This is a genomic window from Streptococcus sanguinis SK355 (assembly GCF_000212855.1).
Lineage (GTDB): Bacteria > Bacillota > Bacilli > Lactobacillales > Streptococcaceae > Streptococcus > Streptococcus sanguinis_A.
Window position 1 is genome coordinate 393,335 of record NZ_GL890993.1, and the last position, 17,922, is coordinate 411,256.

At 41.8% G+C, this 17,922-nt stretch carries 17 protein-coding genes and 1 tRNA gene; 5 read left to right on the forward strand and 13 right to left on the reverse strand.

What is annotated here, in order from left to right:
* Window positions 1-59 precede the first annotated feature (59 nt).
* A complete protein-coding gene (tsf, locus tag HMPREF9389_RS09350; RefSeq protein WP_002928238.1) occupies window positions 60-1,103 on the reverse strand; it encodes a translation elongation factor Ts in 1,044 nt (347 codons plus the stop codon).
* Window positions 1,104-1,175: 72 nt separating this feature from the next.
* The gene (rpsB, locus tag HMPREF9389_RS09345; RefSeq protein ID WP_002894015.1) at window positions 1,176-1,958 is read right to left on the reverse strand and encodes a 30S ribosomal protein S2; all 783 of its coding nucleotides are present in this window, start codon (window positions 1,956-1,958) and stop codon (window positions 1,176-1,178) included.
* Window positions 1,959-2,264: 306 nt separating this feature from the next.
* On the opposite strand from rpsB, the gene HMPREF9389_RS09340 reads away from it, so the two are divergent.
* From HMPREF9389_RS09340 to HMPREF9389_RS09330, 3 genes are all read left to right on the forward strand, one after another.
* Window positions 2,265-2,335: transfer RNA gene (locus HMPREF9389_RS09340), tRNA-Cys, on the forward strand.
* Between the two features lie 134 nt (window positions 2,336-2,469).
* Window positions 2,470-3,222 (forward strand): hypothetical protein, encoded by a 753-nt coding sequence (locus tag HMPREF9389_RS09335; RefSeq protein WP_002928239.1) that lies wholly within the window; start codon window positions 2,470-2,472, stop codon window positions 3,220-3,222.
* A 342-nt stretch (window positions 3,223-3,564) separates the two neighbouring features.
* Window positions 3,565-4,095: a hypothetical protein gene (locus tag HMPREF9389_RS09330; RefSeq protein ID WP_032906211.1), complete on the forward strand. Its 531-nt coding sequence runs from the start codon at window positions 3,565-3,567 to the stop codon at window positions 4,093-4,095.
* 105 nt (window positions 4,096-4,200) lie between these two features.
* On the opposite strand, the gene nusG is transcribed toward HMPREF9389_RS09330, so the two are convergent.
* Entirely contained in the window at window positions 4,201-4,737 is a 537-nt protein-coding gene (gene nusG / locus HMPREF9389_RS09325; RefSeq protein WP_002894018.1) for a transcription termination/antitermination protein NusG, read from the reverse strand.
* Window positions 4,738-5,525: 788 nt separating this feature from the next.
* Here nusG and HMPREF9389_RS09320 point away from each other — a divergent pair.
* Window positions 5,526-5,882, forward strand: coding sequence for a hypothetical protein (locus HMPREF9389_RS09320; protein WP_002928242.1), 357 nt, complete (start codon window positions 5,526-5,528; stop codon window positions 5,880-5,882).
* A gap of 493 nt (window positions 5,883-6,375) precedes the next feature.
* Here the strand turns inward: HMPREF9389_RS09320 and secE are convergent, their stop codons facing one another.
* The 3 genes from secE to pbp2a all read right to left on the reverse strand — a co-directional run bounded on the left by secE (window position 6,376) and on the right by pbp2a (window position 9,014).
* Entirely contained in the window at window positions 6,376-6,555 is a 180-nt protein-coding gene (secE, locus tag HMPREF9389_RS09315; protein ID WP_002894022.1) for a preprotein translocase subunit SecE, read from the reverse strand.
* A gap of 9 nt (window positions 6,556-6,564) precedes the next feature.
* A complete protein-coding gene (gene rpmG, locus HMPREF9389_RS11540) occupies window positions 6,565-6,717 on the reverse strand; it encodes a 50S ribosomal protein L33 (RefSeq protein WP_002894024.1) in 153 nt (50 codons plus the stop codon).
* Between the two features lie 68 nt (window positions 6,718-6,785).
* On the reverse strand, window positions 6,786-9,014 hold the full coding sequence (gene pbp2a / locus HMPREF9389_RS09310; protein ID WP_002928245.1) for a penicillin-binding protein PBP2A: 2,229 nt from the start codon (window positions 9,012-9,014) through the stop codon (window positions 6,786-6,788).
* A gap of 176 nt (window positions 9,015-9,190) precedes the next feature.
* Between pbp2a and HMPREF9389_RS09305 the strand changes: the two genes are divergently transcribed.
* Complete coding sequence (locus HMPREF9389_RS09305) at window positions 9,191-10,063, forward strand: RluA family pseudouridine synthase (protein WP_032906213.1); 873 nt, start codon at window positions 9,191-9,193, stop codon at window positions 10,061-10,063.
* A 271-nt stretch (window positions 10,064-10,334) separates the two neighbouring features.
* On the opposite strand, the gene HMPREF9389_RS09300 is transcribed toward HMPREF9389_RS09305, so the two are convergent.
* The 7 genes from HMPREF9389_RS09300 to HMPREF9389_RS09270 form a co-directional block, all read right to left on the reverse strand.
* On the reverse strand, window positions 10,335-11,309 hold the full coding sequence (locus HMPREF9389_RS09300) for an acyltransferase family protein (protein WP_002928260.1): 975 nt from the start codon (window positions 11,307-11,309) through the stop codon (window positions 10,335-10,337).
* 153 nt (window positions 11,310-11,462) lie between these two features.
* The gene (locus HMPREF9389_RS09295) at window positions 11,463-12,872 is read right to left on the reverse strand and encodes a flippase (RefSeq protein WP_032906216.1); all 1,410 of its coding nucleotides are present in this window, start codon (window positions 12,870-12,872) and stop codon (window positions 11,463-11,465) included.
* A gap of 10 nt (window positions 12,873-12,882) precedes the next feature.
* Window positions 12,883-13,968, reverse strand: a complete 1,086-nt coding sequence (locus tag HMPREF9389_RS09290) for an NAD-dependent epimerase/dehydratase family protein (RefSeq protein ID WP_002928267.1) — start codon at window positions 13,966-13,968, stop codon at window positions 12,883-12,885.
* Complete coding sequence (gene ispD, locus HMPREF9389_RS09285) at window positions 13,949-14,671, reverse strand: 2-C-methyl-D-erythritol 4-phosphate cytidylyltransferase (RefSeq protein WP_002928268.1); 723 nt, start codon at window positions 14,669-14,671, stop codon at window positions 13,949-13,951. Before ispD ends, HMPREF9389_RS09290 begins: the two co-directional genes overlap by 20 nt.
* A complete protein-coding gene (locus HMPREF9389_RS09280; RefSeq protein WP_002928269.1) occupies window positions 14,668-15,993 on the reverse strand; it encodes an O-antigen polymerase in 1,326 nt (441 codons plus the stop codon). Before HMPREF9389_RS09280 ends, ispD begins: the two co-directional genes overlap by 4 nt.
* Window positions 15,993-16,916: a LicD family protein gene (locus tag HMPREF9389_RS09275; RefSeq protein ID WP_002907804.1), complete on the reverse strand. Its 924-nt coding sequence runs from the start codon at window positions 16,914-16,916 to the stop codon at window positions 15,993-15,995. The genes HMPREF9389_RS09280 and HMPREF9389_RS09275 overlap by 1 nt, the downstream gene beginning before the upstream one ends.
* Window positions 16,917-16,921: 5 nt before the next feature.
* The gene (locus tag HMPREF9389_RS09270; RefSeq protein ID WP_002928270.1) at window positions 16,922-17,881 is read right to left on the reverse strand and encodes a glycosyltransferase family 2 protein; all 960 of its coding nucleotides are present in this window, start codon (window positions 17,879-17,881) and stop codon (window positions 16,922-16,924) included.
* Window positions 17,882-17,922 lie beyond the last annotated feature (41 nt).

Genomic DNA, 17,922 nt, shown 5'->3' on the forward strand with positions numbered 1-17,922 from the left:
AAAAGGTCTGAGATTTTTTCTCAGACCTTTTTATCATTCTATTTCTAAGCTAAAAACGATTAGTTTTGACCAAGAGCAGCAGCCATTGTTGCCGCTACTTCGTTTTCAAAGTCGTTAGCAGCTTTCTCGATACCTTCACCAACTTCAAAGCGAGCGAACTCAACTACTGAAGCATTTACTGATTCAAGGTAAGCTTCAACTGTCTTGCTGTCATCCATGATGTAGACTTGTGCAAGAAGTGTGTATGCTTGGTCAACTTTAGTGTTATCAAGCATGAAGCGATCCATTTTACCTGGGATGATCTTGTCCCAGATCTTTTCTGGTTTGCCTTCAGCAGCCAATTCAGCCTTAATGTCTTCTTCAGCTTGTGCAACGACTGCATCAGTCAACTGAGCTTTAGAACCGTATTTCAAGTGTGGAAGAGCTGGTTTACCAACCATTGCACGGCTTTCGTTATCTTGATCGATGACATGGTTCAATTGAGCCAATTCATCTTTGACAAATTGCTCATCCAATTCTTTGTATGAAAGAACAGTTGGTTTCATCGCAGCGATGTGCATAGAGATTTGCTTAGCAAGAGCATCGTCTCCACCGTCAATAACTGAGATAACTCCGATACGGCCACCGTTGTGTTGGTAAGCACCAAAGTGTTGAGCATCTGTCTTTTCAATCAAAGCAAAGCGACGGAAAGAGATCTTTTCTCCGATAGTTGCAGTTGCAGATACGTATGCAGCTTCAAGAGTTTCACCTGAAGGCATTGTCAAAGCAAGTGCTTCTTCGTTGTTAGCTGGTTTGCCTTCAGCGATTACTTTCGCAGTAGCATTTACCAAGTCAACAAATTGAGCATTTTTCGCAACAAAGTCAGTTTCAGCATTTACTTCAACAACAGCGGCAACATTACCGTTTACGTAAACACCTGTCAGACCTTCAGCGGCAACACGGTCAGCTTTCTTAGCTGCTTTTGCCATACCTTTTTCGCGAAGCAATTCAATCGCTTTTTCGATGTCACCATCAGTTTCAACAAGTGCTTTCTTAGCGTCCATGACACCAGCACCAGATTTTTCACGCAATTCTTTGACAAGCTTAGCTGTAATTTCTGCCATTTTTCTTCTCCTATTTTTTAATGTAAATAAAGGAGCTGGGCTGAGCCCTGCCCCTTTAGGTTAGTTTACTGATTATTCGTTTGAACCTTCAACAACTTCAACGATTTCTTCGATAGAATCTGCTTGAGTCTCAGTTGCAGCCAATTCTGCTTCTACTGATTCAACGCTATCTTCACCTTGACGGCCTTCGATAACTGCATCAGCCATTTTCGCAGTGATTAATTTAACCGCACGGATTGCATCGTCGTTAGCTGGGATAATCACATCGATATCATCAGGATCAGTGTTAGTATCAACCATAGCAACCACTGGGATACCTAATTTCTTAGCTTCCTTAACAGCGATTTGCTCTTTATGAGGGTCAACTACGTACATCACATCTGGGATACGAGGCATATCTTCGATACCACCCAAGAATTTTTCAAGACGAGCGCGTTGTTTGTTGAGAAGAGCGACTTCTTTCTTAGGAAGAACTTCGAAAGTTCCGTCTTCTTCCATACGTTTGATTTCTTTCAAACGAGCCACACGTTTTTGGATAGTAGACCAGTTTGTAAGAGTTCCACCCAACCAACGGTGGTTGATGAAGTATTGACCTGAACGTTCTGCTTCTTCTTTGACAGCGTCAGCAGCTTGCTTCTTAGTACCAACGAAGAGGATAACTGCATCGTTAGCAGCAGCATCACGCATAAAATCGTAAGCTTGGTCAGCATACTTTACAGTTTGCTGCAAGTCGATTACGTGGATACCATTACGCTCAGTGAAGATGTACTTAGCCATCTTAGGATTCCAGCGACGAGTTTGGTGACCAAAGTGAACACCAGCCTCAAGAAGTTGTTTCATTGAAATTACTGCCATGAGTAAATTCTCCTTTTTTGTTTTTTCCTCTTTTAGATTTCAGCTCGCAGGACCACCCGAGGGCAACAGTCCCACAATTCATCTAAAATGAGTATTTCGCCATTTACACGGCACCCACTATTATAACAAAAGCGCAGCTCTTTGACAAGGTGTTTGCCAGATTTTCTGCCACTAAGTATGAATTCTACTTCTCAGCTGAACATTTGTTCCCGAAGCGTTCAGAATGGCAGCGTCTAACATTTTCTGTTTTGACTATGAAAGACTCTTGACGAAAGCAAGTATTTACGATAGAATAATAAGAGTTGTGGCGGTATAGCCAAGTGGTAAGGCACGGCTCTGCAAAAGCTTGATCGTCGGTTCAAATCCGTCTACCGCCTTCATAAATATATTTCTAGAAGCCCACCAAAGGGCTTTTTTAATTTCATCTCCTATTGTTTCTAGCAAATTTTGCTGATATAATGTTGATTGTAAAAATATCATTCATCATCAGCGAAAGGAAAAAAGATTAATTATGAAAAAAGTCAGCTTCTATGCCCTCAGCCTTCTCTCTCTGCTAGCTCTCTCAGCCTGCATGCCTGCCAAGCAGACGCAGCAAAGAAAAAAGACACCTAGCTCCCTCAAAGCTTCGAAAAGTTCATCTTCTAAGGAAACATCCAGCAAGTCATCTAGCACCTATGAAAGTAAAGATGAGGTGTTTCGAAAACGTGCTACCTTTGATCCAGATGATGCTTCTTCGCTGCAGGATGTACCAGATGCAGCTTCTATCCCTGAATTAGAAAAAATAAGAAATTTTCATATTTCCACTGGCTTTGTCATTCAGGTAAACGGAGAGGATATCAATGGTGACAAACCTAAAACGTCTTACGATGAAGTAACAGCAGCGCTAGGCCAACCTACATTCAGCACTGATGAGAATGACCCTGGCAACTCTGTCAACATCTGGCACACAGACAACGGAGACATTATGTGCTACTTTACCAATAATGTCCTAACAAATTTGAGTTTTAGGTTAAAAGACGCTCAACCAGCCAAAAGCAGCTATTCTAGCATCACCACATCCGACACTCCCAAGACAGCTTTCGACAAGCTTGGTCGTCCGGAAATGATTATGCGTTCAGAGCGCGATACAACCTTTGTCTATAAAAATTCCAATGACGAACAGTTTAGTTTCTCTACTCAGAACAATCAAATCGTTGGGGTAATGTCTACCTATCAAATGAAACAAACCAAAGACATTATTGACTCCGTCATTAAGGATAAGTAATCTTCTAATCAGTTCCAAAAACATAAAAATCCAAGATCTTTTTCAGTCTTGGATTTTTGTAGCAAAATATCATCTGTAGCGATTGACTTAGCATTAAACTGGAGAGAGAATCAGATTAGTTCTCTCTTTTTTGACGTTCAAAGCTATGAAAATCTCAGTTTTAACGCTTTTCATTATAAGTCATACGGGACTTTTTTTGCAAACAGATAAGACCTTGTTCTCAAGGTTTCTTAACATCTTTTTCTCTTCCCATTTCCTTGCCGTCAATTCCTTGCTGTAGCTTACAAAAAGGATTATAATGCAAGTGAAAGGCCTTACTTTTCTGTAGAAAGGAAGATGTTTATGAAACGTTTCAGCTTGATCCTGACCATTATTCTATCCAGCTTTTTCCTAATTTCCTGCCAATCCCAGCGTGCCAGCACTCAAGCTTCGGATCCTAGCAAAGACTTGGCTTTGATACCGGATATGGAATCGGTAGATAAGTGGGAACAATTCCAGCAAATCCGTACTCAGGGTCAGTCCAGTACTATTCAAGAACTGGATAAGCTGCTAGGAAAGCCCAGCCAGACTAAGAAAGAGAATAAGCAAACAATACTGACCTGGAAACTGGCCAAGCACCTAGAGATTCATATTCATCTCGATGAGGATCAGGTGCGAGAAAAAGAGCTAGTCTTTGAACACACGCGGGGTACCTGTATGCTCTTTCCAAGCATAGAGGATGGCACTCCCATTGCTGAAGCCTTTGAAAAAACTGGTCAGCCCTATGCCATCCGTGAGAAGCAAGGCCAAATCATTACTTCCTGGTATATGGCTGGCAAATTCCACTACCTATGCTTAGAAAACGGGAAAGTCTATCAGATTGCCGAACCCTAAAAAGTAATCTTGCAATTCGTTCCAAAAACACAAAAATCCAAGACCTTTTCAGTCTTGGATTTTATTTTTAACGAGGATAGCGAAGAGTTCATCCTCCTTCGTCAATTAAAGCTCTGCAATCTGACTAAGATTAACTTCGGCCACGGTGTCATTGCCAAACATGGAAATAATCATCTTGACCTTGTTATTATCAATTTCCGTAATCTTACCTGTATAGTCAGTAAAGGCACCATCAATGATACGAACAGTATCCCCAACCTTGACATCCAAGTCAAACTCCTGCACTGTTTGACCCATGGAGATGAGAATGTTGCGAATCTCTTCTTCCAAGAGTGGCGTTGGTTTAGAGCGGTTTCCGTGTGAACCGACAAATCCTGTTACATTCGGAGTATTCCGCACGACAAACCAGGCTTCGTCTGTCATTACCATTTCCACCAAGACATAACCAGGGAAGCGATTTTCTTCGATTTCCTTGGTCTTGCCATTTTTCTCTACTTGCACGGTCTGAGTAGGGATTTCCACGCGCAAGATATTTTCCAGCATATTATAAGTCTGAGCGCGCTGCAAAAGATTTTCTTTTACCTTATTTTCATAGCCTGAGTAGGTCTGCAGTACAAACCAGCCTTTGTCAAAACTGTCCATGAGTTCATCCTTTCCTAAATAAAAAAGCCTGCGGGCTTCTGCTTCTTTCTAGCCCTATTATACCATAATTTCCTCAAATGCAAAGGAATTTAACAACTATTTCCCAGACAAATCAAAGCCTTGTAATTCTGCTTCAAAATCCTTGACAAGGGAAAACAAAGTGGTATAATAAATCTATAATTTAATATTTTTACTTTTCAGTTGGGTATGAGGCCTGTCGGCTTCATTCTATCTTTAAGAACTGACTTTCTAATCTTTACTGAGACTTAGATTGCTTAAGAGATAGTGCCAAAATACAGAAAAACAATCTACGAAGCTAAGGGATTGGTATTTTGAAAGATTTTATGTAACAGCTTAGACATTTATGACTATCGGTAATATTATGACTTTTCGGGCTATGGCTTGAAGAACACTAAGAAAGATTTTCTCAAAACTGACTACATAGGATGTTTTGTTATTAGAATCGGTTTTTGGTGTGCTTTGAACTTGTTTGAGAGGTCTTTTTTTGCTGAACAAATGAATGTCGAATCAGAAGGTATTTCCAGTTGGAAAAAATTCTGATTTCACAGGTGTTCAACTGGCAAGCTACAAGTGTGGCTTTTTTGTTTGGACAAATTATTAACATCTTTAAGGAGGCGAGATTATGAAGAAAGAGACTGCAGACCAGCAGCCCATCAACTAATCTTCTCCTTAGAGTACAAGCAAGCCTGACAAGCCGTTAAAGAAGACATGTATTCTTTAGCAGCATTCAGGTACATCCGCATGTCCTATGAAAGGAGACGATTGACATGCTCAATACTATCACGGACGCCATCCACTCTCTCGCTCCCAATATCTCGGTTGTTATCACCGTTGTCCTGCTCTACTTGGGCAAGAAGACGGCTGATAAGCTCGTTGACGAGGTCCTCAAGGATCTCATCGCTTCGGGAAAGAAGCTCCTGAAGAAGCGCAAGCAAAAGCGTCAGCAGAGCCTGCGGAAGCAGATCAGTCTTCTTCGAAAGGAGAATGCTGAACTTCGCAAGCTCTCCAAGCTGGACGAGCGCAAGCTCGAGGAGCTTTTGCTCAGCAAGAACGAGCAGCAGCGCAAGCAAAACCGCAGCAATAAGAAGCGGGGAAAGCACAACAACAAGCGCCGGAAGAAGTAATTCCAGTGCAACCAAGAAGCCCTCATCTACGCCAATAGATGAGGGCTTCGGCTTTATTTCAATAAGATTTTCATCAAAAAACTCTCACCTACGCCAATAGATGAGAGCCCTCGATTGTACATGCATACAACCTATCACGGAATTATATTATAACTTATTTTTTATACCTTGTCAAGTGTTTTATAAAAATAGTATGTGTCATAGATTTTGAGAAGATAAAAAATCTAAACTCATTAACAACTATTTAGAAAATTATATCCTGCCAGAATTGTTCATTAAAAAACTCTCATCTACGCCAATAGATGAGAGTTCTAGATTGCACATGCATACAACCTATCCTAGGTATACTATTTTAGCCCCTTTTTTTATACTTTGTCAAGCTTCACCCAGAATAGAATAACTACATAGGCCAAAAATCCCACCTACTCACAATAGGTGGGACTTTTGAATAATATGTTTGTCCTCGTATTCTTCTCTATTTCTACTTCAGTTATTAAGAGAAAATATTCAGAATCTGGAAAAGACCGCTTGCCACTACTTTGTCAAAGATATAGATGATGACTACAAAGAATGCAGTGTATTCCATGACAGAGATAAAATCTGTCCATCTCTCTTTTCGGGTAGGCCAAGTTGTATCTTTCAATAGTTTAAAAACATCTTTAAAGAATTTCACAACAATCTCCTATCTAGTTTCTTTATGCAGCGTATATTTACTGCAATGCTTACAAAATTTATTAACTTCTAAACGCGTTGGTTTTGGAGTGCTACTGAGCTTAACCGAGTAGTTCCTAGAACCACAGACTGTACACGCTAGACTCGCTTTTTTTAATGCCATAACGCCTCCATCTTTCTTATTATAACAGGATTCTATGCTTTTGACAAGCCGTTCAGCTCTTTTAAATCCTATTGAAACCAGCTGGTAACAGTATCCCAGAGATTCTTAGCTTTCTCAGGAATACCAGTGTCATCAATGGCTTTCTTGGCTTCATCCACCAGATTTTGAGCTCGGTCCTGAACGTCCTGCAGGAAGTCTTTGTTTTCAGTTGTAGTACCCGTTTCCTCCGTACCATAGGTGTCCACAGGGGCAATACCGTTGGCAGCATAGGCATTCTTCTGCCCTTCAAAGGAAGTTCCTTCTGTATATGGCAGGATGCTATTGGCAACATTTCGGAAAACAGCCGAGGCTTCATTTGCGCTGGTTCCAGTCAGATAGTGGGTTTCGTCAGTTTTTGGAAAACCTAGCCACTGGCTGATAACCACATCCGGCGTATAGCCAATGACCCATTGGTCGCCTGATAGATCTGGGTTAAAGTCCGTTTCAGTCGTACCGGTCTTACCAGCCATAGTATAACCATACGGAGCCGCATAGATACCTGTACCGTTCGAGAAGGTCCCCAGCATCATGCTGTTCATCTTGTCAGTAGTTGAGCCATTAAGAACCCGAGTAGAGGTTTGACGGTGGGTCTTGACGACCTGACCACTGGCATTTTCAATTTTTGTAATGAGATGGGCATCATTCATCACGCCGCCGTTGGCAAAGACTGAGTAGGCCTGAGCCATCTGCATTGGATTGGTCGTGACTCCGCTTCCTAGGGCTACTCCCAAAGTCTTATCAACCTTGTCCATATTCAGACCAAACTTTTTCCCGTATTCAAAGGCCTTGTTGATTCCCAGTTCGTCCACAGTTGAAACAGCCGGAATGTTCAGAGATTCTGCCAAGGCTTGATACATAGGAACTGTAGGTGAACTTTGGATATTGCCATAGTTGTTGATGGTATAGTCGCCAAAGGTGGTTCTGGTATTATCCAGCTCCTTATCTGTCGGCCAACCAGCAGCAACGGCCGGACTGTATGCAACCAAGGGCTTGATAGTAGAGCCGGGACTACGAGAAGACTGGGTTGCATAGTTGAAGCTTCTGAAGCTCGAGCCTTCTGCACTATTGACTCGTCCAACTAATGCCCGGACACCGCCAGTTTTTGGATCCAAGGCAACACTGCCTGATTCAGCCATAGTACCATCTTCTGCTACAGGAAAGAGAGAGACATTGCTGTAAATAACCTGCATGCTGGCTTGGTAGTTCTGATCCAGTTCAGTATAAATGCGGTAGCCATTATTAACAATCTCTTCTTCTGTCAAGCCGTAGTCATTGACTGCTTCATTGATGACCGCATCGAAATAGGATGGATAGCGGTAGTCTTCTGACTTACCAGCATAAGCATCAACTAGCTGACCACCAATTCCTACAGCGGCAGCCTGGTCGGCCGTCCCCTGATCAATAAAGCCTGCAGCCACCATGTTTTGCAGCACCGTATCGCGGCGATTGGTCGCATTTTCAACCGAATACAGCGGATTATAAATCTCTGGTCCCTTGAGCATACCAGCCAGAACAGCCGACTGGTCCAGACTGAGCTGACTAGCCGAGACTCCGAAATATTTCTTAGAGGCATCTTCCACACCCCAAACACCATTCCCAAAGTAGGAGTTATTGAGGTACATGGTCAGGATTTCCTGCTTGCTGTATTTCTTATTGATTTCCAGAGCTAGGAAAAATTCCTTGGCCTTCCGCTCAATGGTCTGGTCCTGAGACAGATAGGCATTCTTGGCCAGCTGCTGGGTAATGGTCGACCCCCCACCCGAGCGACCGGCTGTCAGGATAGCTAGGATAAAACGACTGTAGTTAATCCCGCCATTCTCATAGAAAGTCCGGTCCTCTGTTGCGATGACAGCATTCTGCAGGTCTTGGCTAATCTCGGTCAGCTCGACATAAGTTCCTTTCTGACCAGACAGGCTTCCCGCTTCATTGCCATCCTTGTCAAAGATGAGCGTGGTAGCTTTGAGGGCATTCTGCAAATCCTTGACATTGGTCGTCTTAGCCACATAAAAGAGATAGCCGCCGACTACCAGACCAAAGGTCAAACCGAGAATCAGGAATATCTTGGTCAGATGAAACCTGCGCCAAAAACGGCGGATAGGGTGCTGAGAGAGAGGTTTCTTCTTGGTCTTGCCCGAACGGCTGAGACCAGACTTAGCCTGCTCTTCTGTCAGCTCTACCTCCTCTGCTGCTTCTTTTTGAGGTTTCTGTATGGTAAAATAATCTACTAATTTTTCAAATAAATCTTTTAAATTCTTCATAAACCTTATTTTATCACCTTATTTAGGTGCAGACAAGAAAGTACCCTATTTCCCGTCTGATTTTTAGTTATTTTTAAGAAAAAGAGTATATTAAATAGCCTTTTAAAAGCCTCTGCAGCAATCCTTATCCGACACTGCCTATTTCCAAAGTTCTGGCTTTCTGCTACAATAAATGTATGAAATTTACACTGACTATCCCAGATGGACTGCCCGCCATGACGATCAAAGAGCTGCTGGAAGAACAATTTCTCATTCCACGAAAGATCCGGCACTTTCTGAGGACCAAGAAGCATGTGTCCGTCAACGGCCTAGCTATCAACTGGCAAAGCTTGGTCAAAGCCGGAGACGAGATCTGCCTGATATTTGATGAAGAGGATTATCCTCAAAAGACAATCTTGCTTGGAAATGGCGAACTCGTAGAAGAGCTCTACCAAGACCAACACCTCATTATCGTCAATAAACCTGAGGGCATGAAAACCCACGCTAATGAGCCAACGGAACTAGCCCTGCTTAATCATGTTTCTGCCTATGTCGGTGAGACCTGCTATGTAGTTCACCGGCTGGATAAAGAAACCAGCGGTGTAGTCCTCTTTGCCAAGAACCCCTTTGTCCTGCCCATCCTCAATCGACTGCTGGAAAAGCGAGAAATCAGCCGCCAATATTGGGCTCTGGTCCAAGGCAAGTTCCCAGCTAAAAATCTTATCTATAAAGACAAGATTGGCCGCGACCGCCACGACCGCAGGAAACGGCTGGTCGATCCCCGGAAAGGACTCTATGCAGAAACTCATGTGACTAGGCTCAAGCAGTTTGGACAGGCTACCTTGGTCCAGTGCCAACTCAAGACTGGCCGCACCCATCAGATCCGTGTCCATCTGGCTCATCATGGCCACCCTCTGGTCGGCGACCCACTCTATCATCCGCAACCCCAAGGGCGGCTTATGCTCCATGCCCATCGGCTGACTTTCACGCACCCTTTTACGCTAGAAAAAATCACCGTCGAAGCCCACTCTGACAGTTTTGAAAAGGTCTTAAGCAGCCTGAAATCATAAAATCTCTACTCTGAGAGATAGACTGTAACCTTATCCTAGATAAACCACGAAAAGAGGCTGAGACAAAAGTCCTAGCCTCTCAATTGTCTTTGGATCGTCGAGCAAGACGCAGTGGTTGAGTGTGCTCTACTCGCTGATTTCATCAGCTTTTACAGCCCTACTCAACTGTGTGGAGGTGGGACGACGAAATCGAATTCTAACGAATTCCCGATTTCTGTCCCACTCTCTTTTGGTTTGGAGTGAATGTGAGAATAAGCTATGCTAGCTTACATCACTGAGCCGGAAGTGCACTGATAAGTCTGGGCCTGATGGCTTTCTGAAAAGCTATGCTCAGCAAGTAAGATAGTAAGAATATGATAAAAAAGCCAAAACTGTAAATGCTATTCCGAGGCATAATCGACCTGAAAATGAAGATAATGAAAGGATGAATGATATAAATCATGGTGGCGTACTTCTTAGCGATATTATTCAAAATCGGAATATCAATATCAGTCCCATTTCTTATCGCATAGAAGAAAATTGCACTGGATGAAAAAAGAGTGCTGGGATAGAGGTCATATTCCGTACCCATGAAACAGTACTCAAGTAAAATCAAGCCTGCTATTCCCAAGCCAATAGCCCATTTCCTGACAGAAGACAAGTCGTAGGCTAAAATCCGATCCCGATGCTTAGCAAACTGCATCCCTAGAATGAAAAAGGGAAGACCCATAAACAGGAAGTTGCGATAGTAAAATTCGCTATCTGTATTGAACTCGATACAAAAGGCCAGGATCAACAAGAACAATGACACACCCAAGCTAGTTAAGCGGTGAAAATGCTTATAAAAAACCAAATAAAGCGTGTAGATATAAGAAATAGCCAGCAAATACCATGTCGGTGTAGCAGCTGAGCCAATCAAGTCTCTGGGACTGTTAAAAAGGAAAAAGTCCGCAAAATCAGATAGGTCTATAGCTGCCATCTTTTCTGTTAACTCTCTGGTCAGCACTAGGTTGACAAAATGCACAATCGTGTAAAATAGGAGACTGGCAGCTGTCAAAAGGAGCATCTGCTTGAGACGATACTTAACCTTATCTCTGGAAATATTAAAGGAAAAATAGCCCGACAGCATCATGAAAAAGGGAACTGCAAAGCGGGCCACAATTTGATAAAAAACGCCAAATTGCCCCGGCAGCAGAAAGTGTAAGGAAACAATACTAAAGCAAGCTAGGGCCTTGAAAGCGTGCAAAGTTGTGTTTTCAGTCTTCATGCAGACATTATAGCATGTTTATTATTACAGCTCATCAAGACCAGATTACACGCCCATTAAAAAACATATCAATTGATGACAGTTGAGTGCATATAAAAAGCCCAGACAGGGCTTAGTATTTAGATTGTTAAACTATTTATAATTTCTCAAGCATCAACGAGTCCGCAATTGTTGGAGCAGGCCTTTCAAACTTTGGTATTTGTATATACTGTAGGTCAGATAGACAAATCCATAGGCTGCTGCAGCAAGATAAACTGATAAAAACCAATTCGAAGCAATAAATACAAGCGTCATTAGCAACTCAACCCAGATATCTTTGACGACCTCAATCTGCATCCTCTTGGCTAAGATTAGCTCTGCCAATATACTCCTAGTCGCAAGCAACAGCACGATAGACAGCACTGTAGCATTCAGATTGCGCAGAAAAACTGCAAAAATCAAGGTAGTAGCGAAACTTAAGAGCATGGCAATTACATTTACTTTAAAAATCTGCCTCTCCATTCGTAAGGCTTTTAAGTAGGTATTGATAAGCAGAGCCATTTTTCCCTCGTAGACAGACATAGGAAAGACTAGAGCCATAAATATCAAAGACTCTCTGTAAGCCGGCAGCCAGCTGTCCAAAGCTATTTTCAGGGGATAATACAACAAAAGCACTCCAAACATAAGAACCATAAGGACATTCCGCAACTGATTATAAATCTTAGGCAACTTGCTTTCGTTCGTCCGTTTCAAAATCGGAAAGATGACCAAACCGATAGCGTTGATAAAGGTCATAAGCAGATTGGAAATACTCAGAGTCAAAGATACTTTCCCAAATGTAGCAATGTTCCATACCTTTTGAATCCCCATTCGAACCGTTCCTATAATGAGCATACTGGCTACATTTGATAGCATCAGATTGATACCAACAGCAATATTGCGAACCGTTTCCTTTATATCAAGCTTAAACTGATTGAGGGGTCGCAGGGCCATATCTCGGCACAGATACATGGCATAAAAAAGAGAAACAACTCTACCAATCAAATCTGCATAGACCATAATCTTGAAATCTCGAAAACCCACGAAAATAAAGACCAGTAAAAGCAGTAAATAGAGGAGTCGGTCTCCACTAACAACATAGGAACTTTCCTTTAGTCGATTAGTCATCTGCAGAACGTAAACAAAGAGAAAACGCAGATTGGTGACCAACGTGGTATAAACCAAAAGTGTAAAAACAAACTGACTGCTCTCATCTCTAATAAAGGCAGAAATCCCTAATAAAAATAAAATTCCAATCCCTGTCAGATAGATCAAAAGCATGAGAAACTGAGAGAAAAACTTTTCTTTATCCAGATCAGCATACTCCAAACCACCGTAGCGAAGGTAAATTCCGTCCACCCAACCCAGATGAACAAAACCGGCATAAGATAAATAAAAAATATAGAGTTGCCAGTATCCATACTCCTCTACACCCATGATCTTAGGCAAAATCAAGACAACCAGAGAAGAAACTATTACTGTCAGCAAATTGGACAAGACAACATAGGAAAAATTAGCTACTATTTTTTTAAATCCACCAGACAAATTTTCCCTCCTATTTCTTCCTATCTGCTGCCATGCTCTCAATCAAACGTAAAAACATGGTTTCTAAATCAGTATGAGCATGCCAGCCTAAACTCTCAATCTTGTCCGTATTGAGACGAATCTTAACTGTCGGATTATATCCTAGCTTTTCCACATCCTCTGCCAAATCAAAGACCAACTTCGATTCATTGCTACCGCTTAGTTCAATAACCATTTCCGCCATCTCACGGATAGAAATAGCCGTCTCTTTATTGGCGACATTATATGCTTGACCTGCTTGGCCTTTCAGCAGAATGTAAAAAATAGCTTCAATGGCATCTTTGGTATAGCAGTAGTTCCGAACAGTTTCCCCTTTAGTCCGGAGAACAATATCTCTCTTTTCAAGGATAGCACGCGCAAACTGCGCAAAAACTCTGTTGTCCTCATAGCTCACACCTGGGCCAAAGGTTTGTGACAAACGAGCCATTTTCACTGGTACCTGATACTGATGACAATAGCCTACACACAAGGACTCTGCCATGCGCTTGCTTTCCGAATAACTGCTGCGGATACTGGTTGGATCCAAATAACCGTAATCTTTCTCGCTAATGCTAGAAGCATCAGGATTTGTCGTCCCATAGACTTCCAGAGAAGAGAGATAGACCATACTGTGAACCTGCTTATTTTTAGCCAGCTCCAGTAGTTTTTTCGTTCCATTTACGGCTAGATCAATTGTCTCCACAGGATGCTCAACGAAAAAAGAGGAGTCCGTCGCACTGGCTCCATGGATAATATAATCCAAATCCTCCTCTATCTGCCAATCTGACAGCAAGTCAGCATACACTAGCTTCAAATTCTCACTATGTAAAAAATCTTGAAATAGATCTTCCGCTTTTTTCTGATTTCGTGCCAAGGCCACTACTCTGACATTAGCTTGGTACAAATCATTTAAAGCCATCAAGGCGGAAATGCAGTGTCTGCCTATAAGTCCCGTTGCTCCGGTTACCAAGACTGTGACATTTCTCAGTCCTCTAAGAATAGGACTGACAGTAGCTAGATCTACCATATCCTTTTGTAAAATTGTATTATTTCCCATATCAACCAAAAATTTGTGCATTTTCACGCGCTTCGTAAATTGCTCTAAAAATATAAAAATCAGATGGAGTCGTAATTTTGATATTTTCGCTGCCCCCCATGACTGTATGCAGAGGGAGACCAAAATAACGAGCCAGTGTCGCAGAATCCGTCATATCAAACTGATTCTCTGCCTGAGCTTTTAAATGCAGGGAGTGAATCTTCGAAAGCGCGAAGGTTTGAGGGGCGACAGCTGTCTGACAAGTGGAACGCTCGATAACCTGATTAATAACATCCGCCTCATCGACCTGAATGACCGTTTCGATAACCGGCTTAACCGTAATAGCTGCCCCATACTTTTTGGCTGTTTCAATATTTTGAGAAATAATCCCCCCGTCAATCAAGGGGCGAACACCATCATGAATCAAAACATAGTCGTCATCGTTCTTGTACTTTTCCCGTAAAACAGCGAGACCATTAAAAATAGACATTTGTCCAGTCTCTCCACCAGGAACCACTTGACTGACTTTTTTAATATTGAATCTAGCTAATAAATCTCTGCAGTAGTCCAGCCAGCCGTCTACACAGACAACTACAATGTCCGATACTGCTGGATGGTCTTCAAAGTGCTCAATCGTATGAATAATAATAGGCTTACCGTGCAACTCTAAAAACTGCTTGGGCAAGGTCTTAGTATTCATGCGGCTACCTGTGCCGCCTGCGAATATCAGAGCCGATGTCGTCATACCGATACTTTCCTTCCTCTCCTTGTAAATCGTACTCTACTCAGTAAATCAGCTGCCATATAAATCACAAAAGCATAGATAATCCGATTAATATGGGTTGTCAGCAATGACAGCAACGTTTCCTGAAAGAATGAAATGACCAAAGGATACGCAAATAAAGCGAAAACAATAACCTTTAGCGGGGTGAAATAGCGTTTTTTGATAGAATAGTAGAAACTTCCGTAAAAGAAGCCATATAAAAGCTGAAAGATAAGGACTGAAAAATAGCCAAAATCCTTGATAAAGTAGTAATAAATTGTGTAAACATTGGTTTTATCGTCGTTGAAATGAACAACAGGCAAGAAAGGTGTCAGCTCATGGCTAGACAGACCGAGGGATTTCAATGTTCCATAGATAGCAATAAGAGTATTTTCTCCAAAGACTTGATTATCGCTATAAAGAGTAGGATTTTTCAGATAGTAGTCTAAAGCCTGAATGGGTGAACCCATATATTTAACCAAGTTATCCAAAATTCCAAACTCTGCTCGACTATCCACTCGATTGAGAACAAAGGTTCCAACCGCCATGAATAAGACAAGGAATACAAAGCCAATTATCAGCAAAGAGCGAAAAAGCTTCACACCATACCTACTGTCTCTCCACGAATAATACTTCGAGAAAAATAACATATACACAATAGCATATCCTGCAACCAAGCCCAGCAACTCCGTACGTCCGGTAGACAAGAGGGAAACACCTAAAGAAAGCAGACTAACCAGCAGTAACTTGCCCTTGTAAAAAATGCCATCTTTTCCCGAAAAAAGAGACTCGCAGAAAAAGTAGAAGAAAACAATTCCTAAGGAAAAGTTAACTCGCAACAAATTAAGGCTAAGACGACTAAGAGAGAAATCATAATTTGTAGTCATATGCCGAGCCAATTCAATGGTTTTAAACAATCCCCCCGGTACCTGCTTGCTCTGCGCCGCCAAATAAAGCAAATCGGAATAAATAAATCTGACCGCATAAGCCAAAAACAAGAGAACTAAAATAATGAAAAAAGTACTCACCTTTATTTGACTAGGTTTAGCATCCAACTTTTTCTCAGCAAACAAATTCGATGACAACAGGACCCCCATTAAAAAAATGGCATTCCCAACAAAGATCACCGTGACCGTTATCAGAGAAAGTCCCTCTCCCCATTTGGATGAATAAAATGCAGTAAAAATGCTTGCTATCATCCATATTGCCAGATATATAAAAGCCGGGTTAGCATAGTCTCTTCCTACCGTTTTGATTGTCAAAAACAATAGGAAGAGGCCTCCCAAAATTAGTAAAAAAACCATTATCTTCCTTCTATTAATTCAACCCAATTATCTCTCAGTCTGACATGACGTTCTGTCTGTTCTTTTCTTTCAGGCGGTGTCATGTAATCACCGTAGCGATTAGTCAGATACTTGTCCGCATCATTAGGTCCATCGAACTCATAGCCTTCAAAGGAATACTTCTTAGCTGGATAGAAACTTTCATAGTCAATAGTCTCTCCCAGATAGCCTTTTACACCATAAGCAATTGTTATTTTTGAAGTCTTCTTATTAGACTGAATGAGTTTTTCCATCAACTTATACATATTAGCTGGCCCCATGATAAAAGAAGGGAAGCCTATCAGTCTTCTGATCCAAAGATTTTGTCTGAGTTCTTTGGATTCTTTAGCCATATAGGTCAGATGCGGAGTAAACTTCGTATAGCAGCGTGAGCTATTGTGTGACAAATCCAAGGCTCTGAATAGAAGACCCTTGAGCTTGCGAAGCATGTTATTCTCTGGGACAAAGTCAATTGGCAGCATATCAAGATAAAGATGTTTCTTTTTACTGAAACCTTCTCCCAAAACATCATAGTAAGTCAGTGACTTGCTCTGCAGCTTTAGAACCTTAAAGACACTGTCTGTCGCATCCGCAGGAGAGATCAGCTCGAAGTCCTCGCTGTCCGCAAAGATTTCCTGAAGACGATTGTAGTCCTCTCGGAACATCACTAAGTCGATATCATCGTCCCAAGGGATATACCCCCCATGTCGCAAAGAACCAATCAAGGTCCCTGCAACCATATAGGAATGAATATGATGCCGACGACACTCTGCATCAAATTTTTTATACATTTGTAAATAGGCTTTTTGCAAAACCTTTAATTTATCATCCGTAATTTTCTGATACATGGGGCTGAAGCGTTCTCCCAAAGCCAACTCCCATTCAATCTTACTGGTTCCTCTCATTTTTCTTACCTCCCAAACTTTTTCAATAATCTCCTAGCAAGTCCATTCAGTGAGTAGGTGTATACCAAATCACTGATGAAATCTTTTATTGTTCGATACTCCCTTATTTGAAACATCAGGCCCAAAGCCCAAAATGGATTTCTAGACTGTAATAATTTCAGTCTAAGATTGGTCAAGGCCAAAGCCTTAGTAACCTGGCGATGGTCCCCTTCAGAAATCTGTCGCTCCTCTGCGATTTTTTTCACGGACTCATAGCGACTGATGACCTTCTGTAAATAGTTAATCCTAGATAACCTCGTTTTGTTAAAACTGAGCGACGACGCAGACTGGGTTACATTCGCCTGATGAATGCGATGCTGATCTAAAAGCTGGTCCAAGCAAACAACTTTTCCATACAATGGAGCCAGCATACCAAATAAAACATCATGATAGTCAAATCCAGGATAATCCATATACTGCTGCTGCAAAATATCCGTCAGTACCGACTTTCTAAAAGTTGTCTGATAACCTGACGGCCATTTTTTCAGAAGCCAAGCTAGATTTCTTTCTTGCCTTTCTCCTGAAACCTTGGGCTCCTTGATGACCTGACCATTTTGATCAATCAAGTAAGACCGGCCATACACCATAGCAGCGTCCGTTTCTAACAGCACTTTCTGCAAGGCAGCTGTTTTATCAGGCAGCCATTTATCATCCTGATCAGCGAAAAAAACAATATCGTGCTCAGCTAAACTCGCTAATTTTATAAAAGTTCGATAATGGCCCAAATTTTCCTGATTTTCAATCAGCTGCCAATCAGTCAGTTGATGCTTGATGATGTAGTCCTTGATTAGCGCCACTGTCTGATCTGTCGAACAGTCATCACAGATAATGACCTGATCAGGCTTCAGCTTTTGAGTGCGGATAGAGTCTAGTTGCTCCAAAATAAAATCCGCCCCATTATAGGTCGCCATCACGACAGAAATCATTTCTCCCTCCTTCCTAAACTTTTCATCCTATATCCCCCTAA

What these genes read in the sequence shown, in the direction of transcription:
- HMPREF9389_RS09335 (WP_002928239.1), top strand. Translation starts at nt 2,470, where the DNA reads ATGAAAAAAGTCAGCTTCTATGCCCTCAGCCTTCTCTCTCTGCTAGCT.
- HMPREF9389_RS09280 (WP_002928269.1), bottom strand. Translation starts at nt 15,993, where the DNA reads ATGGTTTTTTTACTAATTTTGGGAGGCCTCTTCCTATTGTTTTTGACA.
- ispD (WP_002928268.1), bottom strand. Translation starts at nt 14,671, where the DNA reads ATGACGACATCGGCTCTGATATTCGCAGGCGGCACAGGTAGCCGCATG.
- rpmG (WP_002894024.1), bottom strand. Translation starts at nt 6,717, where the DNA reads ATGGCATTAAAAAAAGCGAGTCTAGCGTGTACAGTCTGTGGTTCTAGG.
- HMPREF9389_RS09275 (WP_002907804.1), bottom strand. Translation starts at nt 16,916, where the DNA reads ATGAGAGGAACCAGTAAGATTGAATGGGAGTTGGCTTTGGGAGAACGC.
- nusG (WP_002894018.1), bottom strand. Translation starts at nt 4,737, where the DNA reads ATGGACAGTTTTGACAAAGGCTGGTTTGTACTGCAGACCTACTCAGGC.
- tsf (WP_002928238.1), bottom strand. Translation starts at nt 1,103, where the DNA reads ATGGCAGAAATTACAGCTAAGCTTGTCAAAGAATTGCGTGAAAAATCT.
- rpsB (WP_002894015.1), bottom strand. Translation starts at nt 1,958, where the DNA reads ATGGCAGTAATTTCAATGAAACAACTTCTTGAGGCTGGTGTTCACTTT.
- pbp2a (WP_002928245.1), bottom strand. Translation starts at nt 9,014, where the DNA reads ATGAAGAATTTAAAAGATTTATTTGAAAAATTAGTAGATTATTTTACC.
- HMPREF9389_RS09270 (WP_002928270.1), bottom strand. Translation starts at nt 17,881, where the DNA reads ATGATTTCTGTCGTGATGGCGACCTATAATGGGGCGGATTTTATTTTG.
- HMPREF9389_RS09320 (WP_002928242.1), top strand. Translation starts at nt 5,526, where the DNA reads ATGCTCAATACTATCACGGACGCCATCCACTCTCTCGCTCCCAATATC.
- HMPREF9389_RS09305 (WP_032906213.1), top strand. Translation starts at nt 9,191, where the DNA reads ATGAAATTTACACTGACTATCCCAGATGGACTGCCCGCCATGACGATC.
- HMPREF9389_RS09300 (WP_002928260.1), bottom strand. Translation starts at nt 11,309, where the DNA reads ATGAAGACTGAAAACACAACTTTGCACGCTTTCAAGGCCCTAGCTTGC.
- HMPREF9389_RS09330 (WP_032906211.1), top strand. Translation starts at nt 3,565, where the DNA reads ATGAAACGTTTCAGCTTGATCCTGACCATTATTCTATCCAGCTTTTTC.
- HMPREF9389_RS09290 (WP_002928267.1), bottom strand. Translation starts at nt 13,968, where the DNA reads ATGCACAAATTTTTGGTTGATATGGGAAATAATACAATTTTACAAAAG.